At 72.4% G+C, this 12,968-nt stretch carries 14 protein-coding genes and 1 pseudogene; 9 read left to right on the top strand and 6 right to left on the bottom strand.

Annotated features, from left to right (window positions below; genetic code table 11):
• Positions 1-108: 108 nt before the first annotated feature.
• A pseudogene (locus ACIGO6_RS26135) lies at positions 109-189 on the bottom strand (N(G),N(G)-dimethylarginine dimethylaminohydrolase); the annotation flags it as partial.
• Between the two features lie 149 nt (positions 190-338).
• On the opposite strand from ACIGO6_RS26135, the gene ACIGO6_RS26130 reads away from it, so the two are divergent.
• Positions 339-1,544, top strand: a complete 1,206-nt coding sequence (locus ACIGO6_RS26130; protein WP_399880143.1) for a cytochrome P450 — start codon at positions 339-341, stop codon at positions 1,542-1,544.
• Positions 1,545-1,656: 112 nt separating this feature from the next.
• Here ACIGO6_RS26130 and ACIGO6_RS26125 read toward each other — a convergent pair whose 3' ends face one another.
• Complete coding sequence (locus tag ACIGO6_RS26125; protein WP_399880140.1) at positions 1,657-3,282, bottom strand: ABC-F family ATP-binding cassette domain-containing protein; 1,626 nt, start codon at positions 3,280-3,282, stop codon at positions 1,657-1,659.
• Between the two features lie 330 nt (positions 3,283-3,612).
• Here ACIGO6_RS26125 and ACIGO6_RS26120 point away from each other — a divergent pair, with 330 nt between their 5' ends.
• A complete protein-coding gene (locus ACIGO6_RS26120; RefSeq protein ID WP_399880137.1) occupies positions 3,613-4,284 on the top strand; it encodes a GPP34 family phosphoprotein in 672 nt (223 codons plus the stop codon).
• Positions 4,285-4,295: 11 nt separating this feature from the next.
• On the opposite strand, the gene ACIGO6_RS26115 is transcribed toward ACIGO6_RS26120, so the two are convergent.
• Positions 4,296-4,712 carry an SsgA family sporulation/cell division regulator gene (locus ACIGO6_RS26115; protein ID WP_399880134.1) on the bottom strand — a complete coding sequence of 139 codons (417 nt, stop codon included), beginning with the start codon at positions 4,710-4,712 and terminating at the stop codon, positions 4,296-4,298.
• Between the two features lie 235 nt (positions 4,713-4,947).
• Between ACIGO6_RS26115 and ACIGO6_RS26110 the strand changes: the two genes are divergently transcribed.
• On the top strand, positions 4,948-6,057 hold the full coding sequence (locus tag ACIGO6_RS26110) for a WD40/YVTN/BNR-like repeat-containing protein (protein WP_399880131.1): 1,110 nt from the start codon (positions 4,948-4,950) through the stop codon (positions 6,055-6,057).
• 72 nt (positions 6,058-6,129) lie between these two features.
• Positions 6,130-6,459: a plasmid stabilization protein gene (locus ACIGO6_RS26105; RefSeq protein WP_399880128.1), complete on the top strand. Its 330-nt coding sequence runs from the start codon at positions 6,130-6,132 to the stop codon at positions 6,457-6,459.
• A 28-nt stretch (positions 6,460-6,487) separates the two neighbouring features.
• Here ACIGO6_RS26105 and ACIGO6_RS26100 read toward each other — a convergent pair whose 3' ends face one another.
• Positions 6,488-6,787: a YciI family protein gene (locus ACIGO6_RS26100; protein WP_399880125.1), complete on the bottom strand. Its 300-nt coding sequence runs from the start codon at positions 6,785-6,787 to the stop codon at positions 6,488-6,490.
• Positions 6,788-6,829: 42 nt separating this feature from the next.
• On the opposite strand from ACIGO6_RS26100, the gene ACIGO6_RS26095 reads away from it, so the two are divergent.
• Entirely contained in the window at positions 6,830-7,534 is a 705-nt protein-coding gene (locus ACIGO6_RS26095; protein ID WP_399880122.1) for an endonuclease V, read from the top strand.
• Here the strand turns inward: ACIGO6_RS26095 and ACIGO6_RS26090 are convergent.
• Positions 7,522-7,716 carry a hypothetical protein gene (locus ACIGO6_RS26090; protein WP_399880120.1) on the bottom strand — a complete coding sequence of 65 codons (195 nt, stop codon included), beginning with the start codon at positions 7,714-7,716 and terminating at the stop codon, positions 7,522-7,524. The genes ACIGO6_RS26095 and ACIGO6_RS26090 overlap by 13 nt on opposite strands.
• A gap of 86 nt (positions 7,717-7,802) precedes the next feature.
• On the opposite strand from ACIGO6_RS26090, the gene mmpA reads away from it, so the two are divergent.
• Positions 7,803-7,955: a morphogenic membrane protein MmpA gene (gene mmpA / locus ACIGO6_RS26085; RefSeq protein WP_399880118.1), complete on the top strand. Its 153-nt coding sequence runs from the start codon at positions 7,803-7,805 to the stop codon at positions 7,953-7,955.
• A gap of 76 nt (positions 7,956-8,031) precedes the next feature.
• Here the strand turns inward: mmpA and ACIGO6_RS26080 are convergent, their stop codons facing one another.
• Positions 8,032-9,210, bottom strand: a complete 1,179-nt coding sequence (locus ACIGO6_RS26080; protein WP_399880116.1) for a saccharopine dehydrogenase family protein — start codon at positions 9,208-9,210, stop codon at positions 8,032-8,034.
• Between the two features lie 217 nt (positions 9,211-9,427).
• Between ACIGO6_RS26080 and ACIGO6_RS26075 the strand changes: the two genes are divergently transcribed.
• The 3 genes from ACIGO6_RS26075 to ACIGO6_RS26065 all read left to right on the top strand — a co-directional run.
• Positions 9,428-10,630, top strand: coding sequence for a CaiB/BaiF CoA transferase family protein (locus ACIGO6_RS26075; RefSeq protein WP_399880114.1), 1,203 nt, complete (start codon positions 9,428-9,430; stop codon positions 10,628-10,630).
• An 11-nt stretch (positions 10,631-10,641) separates the two neighbouring features.
• On the top strand, positions 10,642-11,856 hold the full coding sequence (locus tag ACIGO6_RS26070) for an acetyl-CoA C-acetyltransferase (RefSeq protein ID WP_399880111.1): 1,215 nt from the start codon (positions 10,642-10,644) through the stop codon (positions 11,854-11,856).
• Between the two features lie 52 nt (positions 11,857-11,908).
• On the top strand, positions 11,909-12,968 hold a 1,060-nt coding region (locus ACIGO6_RS26065; protein ID WP_399880109.1), incomplete at its 3' end, for an enoyl-CoA hydratase-related protein.

Raw genomic sequence — 12,968 nt, 5'->3', positions numbered from 1 at the left:
GTAGGTTAAACGCACTGTAAAGGCTGCTGATCAGCCACCGTCCGGCGGGGTACGGAAAGGCCCCGAGACCCGCAGGTCCGGGGCCCTGACGGGTGACATCCGCACGAATCAGGCGTACGACTCCCGCAGCCGGACCGAGAGGCACGTCACACAGCCCTCCTGCCCCTCCTGCTCGCCGATGTCGACGACCCCTTAGCCCACCCGGCTGGCCCGACGGTGCGGGGTCACCGGTCCGGGCGGTCTCTCGTGCTTCCATCGCGCCAGTAGGCATACGACATGGCTGACTCAGTGGCCTGACGGAGTGGCCTGATGGCCGACAACGCTGACGGAGTGGACTGATGGCCGACAACAACGAAGCGATCACTTGCCCGTTCGACTTCAGCGAAGTCCTGGACTTCGACCCCGCCCTGGCGGACCTGATGCGTCGCGGTTCCCCCACCCGCATCCGGCTCAGCTACGGTGACGCCGACGCCTGGCTGGTCACCGGCTTCGAGGCCGTCAAGCAGGTCACCACCGACCACCGGCTCAGCCGGGCGGGCATCATCGGCCACGACTACCCGCGGATGACGCCGGAGCCCATCGTCTCCCCCGAGTCGATCAACGTGATGGACCCGCCGCACAGCAGCCGCGTCCGCCACCTGGCCTCGCAGGCGTTCACCCAGCCGCGCGTCGAGGCGATGCGGCACCGGATCGTCCGTCTCGCGGACCTCCTGCTGGACGAGATGGAGAAGGACGGGTCGCCGGCGGACCTCGTCCGGTGCCTCTCCGACCCGCTTCCGCAGCACACCATCATGGACCTCCTCGGCATCGAGCGGCAGGAATGGCCCCGGATCGAGGAGTCCGTGCACCAGCTGCTCGCGGTCGGCGCGCACACCAAGGAGGCGGCCGCGGAGGCCAAGGCCGACCTGACGGCGTACTTCGGCAAACTGGTCGAACAGCGGCGGAACTCACCCGGCCCGGACCTCATCAGCGCGATGGCCGCGGCGCGGGACGGCAAGGAGCAGCTCGACGACAGGGAGCTGGCCGTCATGGCGCTGATGCTGGCGCTCAGCGGGCAGGACACGGCGACCTGCGAGATCAGCGACATCATGTACCTGCTCCTGACCCGTCCCGAGCTGATGGAGCACCTCAGGCGCCGGCCCGAGACCCTGACCGCCGTCCTGCACGAGCTGCTCCGCCACATCCCGTTCCGCAAAGGCGTCGGCATCCCCCGGGTGGCGCTCGAGGACCTGGAACTGGACGGAGTGCAGATCCGGGCGGGCGACTTCGTCCACGTGTCGTACCTGACGGCCAACCGCGATCCGGAGCGCTTCCCGGACCCGGACGTCATCGACGTCGAGAGGCCCAGCGCGCCGCACATGACGTTCGGTTGGGGCGGCCACCGGTGCATCGCGATGCCGTTGGCCATGGCGGAGCTCGAAGTGGCCGTCGGGCGGCTCATCGAACGGTTCCCCGGCCTGCGGCTCGCGGTGCCGCCCGAGGAGGTGCGGTGGGACACCGAGACGATCAGGCGGTTCCCGCTGGAGCTACCGGTGGCCTGGTAGGAGACACCTCTCGGGTACGGGGAGCAGCGGGTGCGGTGAGAGACCTTCCGGCCTTCTCCCGCACCCCCTGTCCCGACCTCTCCCGCACCCTGCCCCACGCGTCCTACGCGTCCTACGCGTCCTGCGCGACGGCTTCCGGCGTGGTCTCCTTCAGCTCTCCCTCCTCCAGCAGCAGCCACCGCGTGATCCCGATCGACTCCAGGAACGGCATGTCGTGACTGGCCACGATCAGCGCCCCTTCGTACGACTCCAGCGCGGTGGTGAGCTGCCGTACGCTCGCCATGTCCAGGTTGTTCGTCGGCTCGTCCAGCATCAGCAGCTGCGGCGCGGGCTCGGCCAGCATCAGCGCGGCCAGCGCCGCCCGGAAGCGTTCACCGCCCGACAGCGTCGCCGCCTTCTGGTCGGCGCGGGCACCCCGGAACAGGAACCGTGCCAGCCGCGCCCGGACCCGGTTGTTGGTGGCGCCCGGCGCGAAGTGGGCCACGTTCTCCGCGACGCTCAGCTCACCGTCGAGGACGTCCAGGCGCTGCGGCAGGAACCGCAACGGGACGTGCACCGTCGCCTCGCCCGTCACCGGCTCCAGCTCCCCGGCGATCGTCCGCAGCAGCGTCGTCTTGCCGGCACCGTTGCGCCCGATCAGCGCGATCCGTTCGGGGCCGTGCAGATCCAAACCGCCGTCCACGCGCGCGCCGTAGAACAGTTCCAGGTCCCGGAGGGTCAGCACCGCCCGGCCCGGTGGCACGGCCGTGTACGGCAGGTCGACGCGGATCTCGTCGTCGTCGCGCACGGCCTCCACCGCGTCGTCCAGCCGCTCCCTGGCCTCCGCGAGCTTCTCCTCGTGCATGATGCGGTGCTTGCCCGCGGACTCCTGCGCCGCGCGCTTGCGTGCGCCCATGACGATCTTCGGCTCGCGTTTCTGGTCCCACATCTTCTGGCCGTACCGCTTGCGGCGGGCCAGTTTGACCTGGGCGTCGGCCAGTTCGCGCTTCTGCTTGCGCAGATCGGACTCGGCGACGCGCACCATGCGCTCGGCCGCCTCCTGCTCGACGGCCAGGGCCTCCTCGTACGCCGAGAAGTTGCCGCCGTACCAGGTGATCTCTCCGGACCGCAGGTCGGCGATCTGGTCGACCAGGTCCAGCAGCTCACGGTCGTGGCTGACCACGACCAGCACGCCCGGCCAGGACTCGACGGCCGCGTAGAGCCGCCGGCGTGCGTACAGGTCGAGGTTGTTGGTGGGCTCGTCCAGCAGCAGGACGTCGGGCCGGCGCAGCAGCAGCGCCGCCAGGCGCAGCAGTACCGACTCGCCGCCCGAGACCTCGCCGACGGTGCGGTCGAGCCCGACGTGGCCGAGGCCGAGTTCGCCGAGCGTGGCGAGGGCGCGCTCCTCGACGTCCCAGTCGTCGCCGACGGTCTCGAAGTGAGCCTCGGCCACGTCACCGGACTCGATGGCGTGCAGCGCGGCCCGCTGCGCGGCGATGCCGAGCGCCTCGTCGACCCGCAGCGCGGTGTCGAGCGTGACGTTCTGCGGCAGGTAACCGACCTCGCCGGCCACCCGGACGGTGCCGTCGGCCGGGGTGAGCCGCCCGGCGATCAGTTTCAACAGGGTGGACTTTCCCGACCCGTTGACACCGACGAGCCCGGTCCTGCCGGGGCCGAAGGCGGTGTCGAGTCCCTCGAAGACGGACGTGCCGTCGGGCCAGGCGAAGGAGAGGGACGTACAGGTGATGGAAGTAGACATACGGGGTCTCCGCGGTTGCTTGAAGCGGTCAGGGGCAAACGCGTATCGAGACACCGGGAGGCGGCGACCGCCGTCGGGCGAGGAAAGGAGGAGCCCCGGGAGTACTCGGGCATGAAAAAAGCCCTGTTCCGCAAGGACGGCTCGAACGCCGAGGTCGCACGCGGCATACACACACATGACGTGTGTGACGCGGTGTCTCAGGACCTCAGACGAGCAACGTCCTTCTCCAATCGGCGGCAACAGAAGCTTGTACACCGTACGAGAGGCCGGACGGGATGTCAACGGATCATCCAGACCGGTCTCACCGCACACGGCCCCGAGGAGGCCCCCGTGCCCAACGGCCCGCTCTCACCGCCGGCCCGGCTCTGCCTGCTGGCCTGGGACCCCGCGCGCCCCGGAGTCACCGACACCGCCCGGATCCATCACCTGGTGCGTGCCGGCGCGCTCACCGAACTGGCCCAGCGCGGTCTGCTCATCGACGACGAGGGCATCGCCACCCCCGTCGACCTGGACTCCCGCACCGGGGACGCCGTCCTCGACGGGCTGCTGGACCTCGTCCGCGAGTCGTTGCCGCACCGGTGGCGGACGTGGGTGCGGCTGCACGCGCGGGTCACCTTCGACGCGGTCCGGGAGCAGTTGGTGGCCGAGGGGTACCTGCGCGCGGAGAAGAAGCGCGTCCTCGGTGTGTTCCCGTCCGTGGACCACGTCCTGGCGCGGGCCTCCGTGGCGCAGGCGCTCCGGGAGGAGACGCGGCACGTCCTGGACGGTCCGGTGGCGGTCGGGGAGGTCTCCGAGCGGGACGCGGCCGTGGCCGCGCTGGCGGCCGCCGCGGATCTGCGCACCCTGGGGTCACCCGGGGCCCGCCCGCGCCGGGGAGGCCGGATCGCGGAGCTGACCGAGCGCAGCGGGGCGGCGGCACCCGGCCTGAGGAAGATCGTGGGCGAGGTGTGGGGCGCGGTGAGCGCGGAGACCGCACGTGCCGTGGCGTCGGCGGGTGGCTGAGCCCGAGCCCGTCAGCACGTCCCGCGCATCAGCTCCGCCAGGTCGTGGTCCAGGTCCAGCTGGAGGTGCTCCAGACCGACGGGCACCAGCTCGCTGCTGGCCTGCAGGAACCGGCGCAGCTCGCCCGAGCGCACGTGGATCACGGCGGTGCCCTCGGGCGCGTGGAACTCCAGGACGGTGCGGTCGTACCCGTACGGGCGCACGCGCACGTCCCCGTGACCGTCCGGCTCCCGCATACCGGCGATGAGCAGCTCGCGGGAGAAGGTCCAGCAGACGTCCACGCCTTCGAGGGTGGCCGGGGCCGGGAAGGTCATGCGGACGGCGAACGGGTCGCTCCGGTCGTAGTGCAGCGTGGCGGGAATGCTCGGCATGCGCGGCGCGGCGGCGACGAGACGCGCCTCGACGGGCTGCTCGATGACGGTGGACAACGCCTTGCTCCCTCGTGACGGGCGGACGGGCTCTCGGGATGGTGCGGGCCGGGCACTGGAAGAGACGACGGAATCAGCCAATCCGTGCACACGAAGACCGAGTGACCTCTGTCACCGCCTTCATGCACGCGGCTCACACGGGCAGACACGCGGCGGACACGGAAGGGGCTCGGGGACCTCTGGACGACGCCGGGGCGGTGGGCTAGCTTCGCCCGCCATGAGGCGCTTGGGGAGCATGCGAAGCACGGTACGGTCCGTCCGGACCCGCGGCGGGCGTACGGCACGGGCGGCGACCGCGGCCGCGGTGTGCGCGGCGGCGCTGGCCGCGCTGACGGCCGTACCGGCACAGGCACACCAGCAGTCGCACCGGCAGCCGCACTGGGAGCTGAAGGACACCGGCGTCCCGGACGTCCGGTTCCGGGGGCTCGCGGCCGTCGGTCGGCAGACCGCCTGGGTGGCCGGCACCGACGGCACCGTGCTGCGCACGACCGACGGCGGGGACAGCTGGCGGAACGTGTCACCACCAGGGGCCGAGGAGCTGCAGTTCCGGGACATCGAGGCCTTCGACGCCCGCCGGGCCGTGGTGCTGGCCATCGGCGAGGGCGAGGCGTCCCGCGTCTACCGCACCGACGACGGCGGCGCGACCTGGACGGAGTCCTTCCGCAACACCGACGAGCGGGCCTTCTACGACTGCCTCACCTTCTTCGACCGCCGACACGGCCTCGCCCTGAGCGACCCGGTGGACGGGAAGTTCCGCATCCTGTCCACCAGTGACGGCGGACGCTCCTGGAAGGTGCTGCCGAGCAGCGGGATGCCGGCCGCGCAGGACGGCGAGGCCGGGTTCGCCGCCGGCGGTCAGTGCCTGGTCGCGTCCGGACCGAGGGACGTGTGGCTGGCCACCGGCGGGGCGGAACGCGCGCGCGTGCTGCACTCCGCCGACCGGGGCCTCACCTGGACGGCCTCCGACGCCCCGCTCCCGGCGGGCGACCCGGCCCGGGGCGTCTTCGCCCTCGCCTTCCGCGACCGGGCCCACGGCATCGCGGTCGGCGGCGACTACCGCCCGGACCAGCCCTCGCCGAAGGCCGCGGCGCGCACCGGCGACGGCGGCCGCACCTGGCGGACCGCGGACCGCTCACCCTCCGCCTACCGCTCCGGCGCCGCCTGGCTCCCGCACAGCCGCACCGCCGCCCTCGCGGTCGGCCCCACCGGCACCGACCTCACCACGGACGGCGGCCGCACCTGGCGGACGGTCGACACCGGGTCGTACGACACCGTCGACTGCACCCCGGACCTGGGCTGTTGGGCCGCCGGCGAGCAGGGGCGGGTCGCCCGGCTGGAGCGCTGATGTCGCGCGGGGCAGGGTGTTTGTCCGTAACGTGGGTATCCGTTCGCTGAACGTGAGAGGAAGTGAGCGGACATGCCACGCGGTTCGAGCTCCAAGCGGGAGCGGCAGTACGAGCACATCAAGGACAGCGCCGAGGACCGTGGCGAGAGCACCGGCCGCGCGAAGGAGATCGCCGCGCGGACGGTGAACAAGGAGCGCGCCCAGTCCGGCGAGTCCAAGACCGCCAGCCGTACGTCCACGCAGGACAAGTCGCCGAGCAAGCGGGGCGGCCAGCGGTCCGGCAACCGGCAGGGCTCGCAGGGGCCCACCTACGACCAGCTGTACGAGGAGGCCAAGCGCCGTGACGTCCACGGCCGTTCGCACATGAACAAGGGCGAGCTCCAGCGCGCGCTGGGCAAGTGAGCCGTACGGCCCGTGCGGCCCGTGCGGCTCACAAGGCGAGCGTCTCCCGGTACTCCGCCAGGGCCGGTGCCGTCTTCGTGGCGACGAACTCGGTGATGCGGTACGCGCACACACCGGCCCTGACGAACGGGTCGCCCGCCGTGATCTCCTCGATCCGCGCACGGTCCCCCGCGACGGCGATGATCACCCCGCCGTCGCGGGGCTCCTTGCGCCCGGAGGCGAGGAACACCCCCTGCGCGTACAGCTCGTCGAGCCACGCCACGTGGTCCGCCAGCACGGCGTCGACGGCATCGAGCGGGGCGGTGTAGGACAGCTCCAGTACGAACATGATCGCGAGCGTACTCCGCGGCCCCGTACGCTGGGGGCCATCATGACGACCGTGACCGTGCAGATCCCCGCAGACTGGCCCGCGACCGAGGAGCGGGCCCGCGCCGTCCAGGACGAACTGCGGACGCGGCTGGTGCTCGACGAGCCGGGCCCGCCGCCCGGTACGGGCCGGGTGACCGGCGTGGACGTCGCCTACGACGACGAACGCGACGTCGTGGTGGCGGCGGCCGTCGTGCTGGACGCCTCGACCCTCGACGTCGTCGCCGAGGCCACGGCCGTCGGGCGGATCTCCTTCCCCTATGTCCCCGGTCTGCTCGCCTTCCGGGAGATCCCGACCGTCCTCGCCGCCCTGGACGCGCTGCCCTGCCCGCCCGGCCTCGTCGTCTGCGACGGCTACGGCCTGGCCCACCCGCGCCGCTTCGGCCTCGCCGGCCACCTCGGCGTCCTCACCGGCCTGCCCACCATCGGCGTGGCCAAGAACCCGTTCACCTTCACGTACGACGACCCGGACACGCCCCGCGGCAGCATGTCCCCGCTGCTCGCCGGTACCGAGGAGGTCGGGCGCGCCGTCCGTACGCGCGACGCCGTCAAGCCGGTCTTCGTCTCCGTCGGCCATCGCGTGAGTCTGGACAACGCCTGCGCCCACACACTGGCGCTGACCCCTTCCTACCGCCTTCCGGAGACGACCCGCAGGGCCGACGCCCTGTGCCGCCAGGCCCTGCGGGCGGCCACCTCCTACTCGGCCTGACCCTCGACGCTCCAGCGGCCCACTTCCCGGTACGCCGAGTCGTAGACCGCCGAACCGTCGCCGGGCTGCAACGCGTAGTGCTTCAGATTGCCGCCCCAGTACCTCAGGATCCGCTGCAACTCGCCCGCGGGGTCCTCGGCGAGCGCGCCCTCGTCCATGGTGACTTCGAGAAGGAACTTCATGCCGGCAAGGCTTTCATGACTCCCTTCGCCGCGTCTGAGTATCCGTACGGATGTGCCCCCGCCGCCCGCAGCGGCAGGCTGACCGCATGACGACGACACACCGTGGACCCCAGCGCCCCGTCCCGCAGACCCGCCGCCCCGCGGAGCGGGCGGTGGGCGCGGGGCTGGTGCTCGCCGTGGTCGCGGGGCTGGCCTGGCTCGGCGGGATGATCTACACGATTGTCGGATGGTCGGGATAGAACGGAGGGGTGGATCGTCGGGATACGGGCCGGCGGGGTGGATCGTCGGGCGAGCGGCTCGGGGGCCCCGGGGCCGTCAGCGGGTCGCGACCACCCGGAAGCGGATCCCGGCCGCCTGCAGTCGTCCGGTCAGCGCGTCGCCCATCGCCGCCGCCGTCGTGACCTGACCGGCGGTCGGCGGAAGGTCGTCGAGCGCGAGGGACAGCGCCGCCTCGGCGAACATCTTCGCCGTCTCGTCGTACCCGGGATCCCCGCCCGCGACCTCGGTGAACACCCGCCGGCCGCCCCCCTCGCCCACGAAGCGCACCCGGAACCAGCTCTTGGCGCGCTTCTGCGGGCTCGGCCCGTCACCCGGCTTGAGCAGGTCGGACAGCCGGCGCCGCACCGGCGGAACCTGGGCCGCGGCCACCAACGCGCCCACCGCCGCCACCCCGCCGACCGCGACGGGCAGATGGCGGACGGCCGCGTAGTGCCGGTAGCGGAAGTCGGGGCCGTAGCGGTCCAGCGCCTTGGCGGAGCGGCGCACGATCTGCGGGTCGACGGTCGGCAGCGGCACCGCCCACGCCCCCACCTCCCCGGCGAACCGGGGCGCGGCCGTCGGCGTGACCGCCCGGCGTCCCACCAGCCGGGGCTCGTGCCGCCGGCGTTCCCGCGCGGCGGCCTGCATCTGCCGGCCGCGCGCGAACTGGCCCAGCGCGGAGGCGAACGTACCGCCCGAGAAGGTCGCGTCGGCGCTCACGAAGCCGTCGACGGTCAGCGGCACGCCCTCCGGCAGCTGCCGCACCGTGAAGTAGACGCCCAGGTCGTGCGGTACGGAGTCGAATCCGCAGGCGTGCACCAGCCGCGCCCCGGTCTCCCGCGCGCGTGCGTCGTGGCGCACGTACATCAGGTCCACGAACTCGGGCTCACCGGTCAGGTCGAGATAGTCCGTGCCGCTGTCGGCGCAGGCGGCGACCAGTTCCTCGCCGTACCGGACGTAGGGGCCCACCGTGGTGGCCACCACGCGCGCGTGCTCGGCGAGTTCGCGCAGCGAGGCCGGATCGGACACGTCCGCGCGCAGCACGCCGACGTCCGCCGCGTCGGGCAGGCGCCCGCGCAGCCGCCGCAGCTTCTCCTCGTCACGGCCGGCGATCGCCCAGCGCAATCCGTCGGGCGCGTGCGCGGCGAGGTACTCGGCGGTGAGCTCGCCGACGAACCCGGTCGCGCCGAAGAGCACGATGTCGTACGGCCGATCCGTCCTGCTTAGCCTGCTCATGACACCCTTTCGTCACCCGTCGGCACCCCGTCGGTGGCCCGTGGCTCCGCAGCACGCGCCGTTGCCGGTGGCTGAGGCTAGCGTGAGCACTGCCGGCCCGGAGAGCGGCCTGCCCCATAATTGGCTAAGCGCTTGCTCGCCCGGGTCTTGTGCCCAGTGGAACACGTTCTTAGCATCGCTGGTGTTACATCAGTTGTGTCACAGAGCTGGGGGCTCGATGTCGGAAGCGAAGACAGCGGGGCGCACGCCGCGCGAGGGCCCGCTCTCCGGCGTGCGCGTGGTCGAACTGGCCGGCATCGGACCCGGACCCTTCGCCGCCATGCTCCTCGCCGACCTGGGCGCCGACGTCGTACGGGTCGACCGCCCCGGCGGACCCGGAATCGCGATCGACCCCGCGCACGACGTCACCAACCGCAACAAGCGTTCGGTGATCGTCGACCTGAAGGCACCCGACGGGCCGGACCGGGTCCTCGACCTCGCTGCCCGCGCCGACGTCCTGATCGAGGGCTACCGCCCCGGCGTCGCCGAGCGCCTCGGCGTCGGCCCCGGCCCCTGCCACGCCCGCAACCCGCGCCTCGTCTACGGCCGCATGACCGGCTGGGGCCAGGACGGCCCGCTCGCCCGGCGCGCCGGACACGACATCGGGTACATCGCGCTCACCGGCGCCCTCGGCATGATCGGCGCCCCCGACGGACCGCCCGCCGTCCCGGCCAACCTGCTCGGCGACTACGCGGGCGGCTCCCTCTACCTGGTCGTCGGCATCCTCGCCGCCCTGCACCACGCGCGCGCGACCGGCACCGGCCAGGTCGTGGACGCCGCCATCGTGGACGGCACCGCCCACCTCTCCGCGATGATCCACGGCATGCTGTCCGCCGGCACCTGGCAGGACCGGCGCGGCGCCAACCTCCTCGACGGCGGCTGCCCCTTCTACGGCAGTTACGAGACCGCGGACGGCCGGTACATGGCGGTCGGCGCCCTGGAACCGCAGTTCTACGCCGAGTTCATGGAGCTGCTCGGCATCCCCGGCCAGGCGCCCGCCCGTGACGACCTCGCCCGCTGGGGCGAGCTGCGCGAGGCGATCGCCGCCCGCTTCAAGGCCCGTACCCGGGACGAGTGGACGGCCGTCTTCGAGGACTCCGACGCCTGCGTGGCGCCCGTCCTCTCGCTCCGCGAGGCCCCGCACCACCCGCACCTCGCCGCCCGCGGCACCTTCACCGACCACGGCGGCATCACCCAGCCGGCCCCCGCACCCCGCTTCTCCGCGACGCCCACCGCCGTCCGCACCGGACCCGCCCGGCCCGGCGCCGACACGGAGGCCGTGGCCCGCGACTGGGACCTGCCGCCGCGGTGGGCCCTGCCCTCCGAGTGGGACCCGCCCCACGACCCGCAAGCGAACAGCCCCGTGAAGAACCCTCAGTGAAAGGCCTCCCCGTGACCACCGAAGCGTACGTGTACGACGCGATCCGCACCCCGCGCGGACGCGGCAAGGCGAACGGCGCCCTGCACGGCACGAAGCCCGTCGACCTGGTCGTCGGCCTCATCCACGAGATCCGCGCCCGCTTCCCGGACCTGGACCCGGCCGCCGTCGACGACATCGTGCTCGGTGTCGTCGGGCCCGTCGGCGACCAGGGCTCCGACATCGCCCGCATCGCCGCCATCGCCGCCGGACTGCCGGACACCGTGGCGGGCGTCCAGGAGAACCGCTTCTGTGCCTCGGGCCTGGAAGCCGTCAACCTGGCCGCCGCCAAGGTGCGCTCCGGCTGGGAGGACCTGGTCCTCGCCGGCGGCGTCGAGTCGATGTCCCGGGTGCCGATGGCCTCGGACGGCGGCGCCTGGTTCAACGACCCGATGACCAACCTCGCCACCAACTTCGTCCCGCAGGGGATCGGCGCCGACCTGATCGCCACGATCGAGGGCTTCTCGCGCCGCGACGTCGACGAGTACGCGGCCCTGTCCCAGGAGCGGGCGGCGACCGCCTGGAAGGAGGGGCGTTTCGAGCGGTCCGTCGTGCCGGTGAGGGACCGCGCCGGCCTCACCGTCCTCGACCACGACGAGCACCTGCGCCCCGGAACCACCGCCGACTCCCTCGCCGGGCTCAAGCCGTCCTTCGCCGACATCGGCGAGCTCGGTGGCTTCGACGCGGTGGCGCTGCAGAAGTACCACTGGGTCGAGAGGATCGACCACGTCCACCACGCGGGCAACTCCTCCGGCATCGTCGACGGCGCCTCCCTGGTCGCCATCGGCTCCAAGGAGGTCGGCGAGCGCTACGGGCTGCGGCCCCGCGCCCGCATCGTCTCCGCCGCCGTCTCCGGCTCCGAGCCCACCATCATGCTCACCGGGCCCGCCCCGGCCACCCGCAAGGCACTCGCCAAGGCCGGACTGACCGTCGACGACCTCGACCTCGTCGAGATCAACGAGGCCTTCGCCGCGGTCGTTCTGCGCTTCGTCAAGGACATGGGCCTGTCCCTGGACAAGGTCAACGTCAACGGCGGCGCCATCGCGCTCGGCCACCCCCTCGGCGCCACCGGCGCGATGATCCTCGGCACCCTCGTCGACGAGCTCGAGCGCCAGGACAAGCGCTACGGCCTCGCCACCCTGTGCGTGGGCGGCGGCATGGGCATCGCCACGATCGTCGAGCGCATCTGACCCCCTCCCGACGGATACGACGGCCACGACGGACCACCTGGAGCACACCCTCATGAGCACCGAGCCCACCACCATCCGCTGGGAACAGGACGACACCGGAATCGTCACCCTCGTCCTCGACGACCCCGACCAGTCCGCGAACACCATGAACCAGGCGTTCCGCGAGTCCCTGGCGGTGATCACCGACCGCCTGGAGGCCGAGAAGGACGACATCCGGGGCGTCATCGTCACCTCCGCCAAGAAGACCTTCTTCGCCGGCGGCGACCTGCGCGACCTGATCCGCGTCACGCCCGAGACCGCCCAGGACCTCTTCGACGGCGGCATGGCGATCAAGAGGAACCTGCGCCGCATCGAGACGCTCGGCAAGCCGGTCGTCGCCGCCATGAACGGCGCGGCCCTCGGCGGCGGCTACGAGATCGCCCTCGCCTGCCACCACCGCGTCGCCCTCGACGCGCCCGGCTCCAAGATCGGCTGCCCCGAGGTCACCCTCGGCCTGCTCCCCGGAGGCGGCGGCGTCGTCCGCACCGTCCGCATGCTCGGCATCACCGACGCCCTGCTGAAGGTCCTCCTCCAGGGCACCCAGTACAACCCGCGCCGCGCGCAGGAGAACGGCCTGGTGGACGAGGTCGCCGACAGCCGCGAGGACATGCTGGCCAAGGCGCGGGCCTTCATCGACGCCAACCCGGAGTCCGCCCAGCCCTGGGACCGCCCCGGCTACCGCATCCCCGGCGGTACGCCCTCGCACCCGAAGTTCGCGGCCAACCTGCCCGCCTTCCCGGCCAACCTGCGCAAGCAGACGGGCGGCGCCCCCTACCCGGCGCCGCGCAACATCATGGCCGCCGCCGTCGAGGGCTCCCAGGTCGACTTCGAGACCGCGCAGGTCATCGAGGCCCGCTACTTCGTGGAGCTGGCCGCCGGGCAGATCTCGAAGAACATGATCCAGGCGTTCTTCTTCGACCTCCAGGCCGTCAACTCGGGTGCGAACCGTCCGAAGGGGATCGAGCCGCGTCGGGTGACCAAGGTGGGGGTGCTCGGGGCCGGGATGATGGGTGCGGGGATCGCGTACTCGTGTGCCCGTGCGGGCATCGACGTGGTTTTGAAGGACGTGTCGC

This window comes from Streptomyces sp. NPDC053750 (assembly GCF_044544295.1).
Taxonomy (GTDB): Bacteria; Actinomycetota; Actinomycetes; order Streptomycetales; family Streptomycetaceae; genus Streptomyces.
This window is presented reverse-complemented; position numbering and strand designations above follow the sequence as displayed.

Bases quoted from the DNA above. Each gene is read 5' to 3' on its own strand.
- mmpA (WP_399880118.1), top strand. From the start codon at position 7,803: ATGACGACGACACACCGTGGACCCCAGCGCCCCGTCCCGCAGACCCGC.
- ACIGO6_RS26125 (WP_399880140.1), bottom strand. From the start codon at position 3,282: ATGTCTACTTCCATCACCTGTACGTCCCTCTCCTTCGCCTGGCCCGAC.
- ACIGO6_RS26080 (WP_399880116.1), bottom strand. From the start codon at position 9,210: ATGAGCAGGCTAAGCAGGACGGATCGGCCGTACGACATCGTGCTCTTC.
- ACIGO6_RS26075 (WP_399880114.1), top strand. From the start codon at position 9,428: ATGTCGGAAGCGAAGACAGCGGGGCGCACGCCGCGCGAGGGCCCGCTC.
- ACIGO6_RS26105 (WP_399880128.1), top strand. From the start codon at position 6,130: ATGCCACGCGGTTCGAGCTCCAAGCGGGAGCGGCAGTACGAGCACATC.
- ACIGO6_RS26095 (WP_399880122.1), top strand. From the start codon at position 6,830: ATGACGACCGTGACCGTGCAGATCCCCGCAGACTGGCCCGCGACCGAG.
- ACIGO6_RS26100 (WP_399880125.1), bottom strand. From the start codon at position 6,787: ATGTTCGTACTGGAGCTGTCCTACACCGCCCCGCTCGATGCCGTCGAC.
- ACIGO6_RS26110 (WP_399880131.1), top strand. From the start codon at position 4,948: ATGCGAAGCACGGTACGGTCCGTCCGGACCCGCGGCGGGCGTACGGCA.
- ACIGO6_RS26090 (WP_399880120.1), bottom strand. From the start codon at position 7,716: ATGAAGTTCCTTCTCGAAGTCACCATGGACGAGGGCGCGCTCGCCGAG.
- ACIGO6_RS26130 (WP_399880143.1), top strand. From the start codon at position 339: ATGGCCGACAACAACGAAGCGATCACTTGCCCGTTCGACTTCAGCGAA.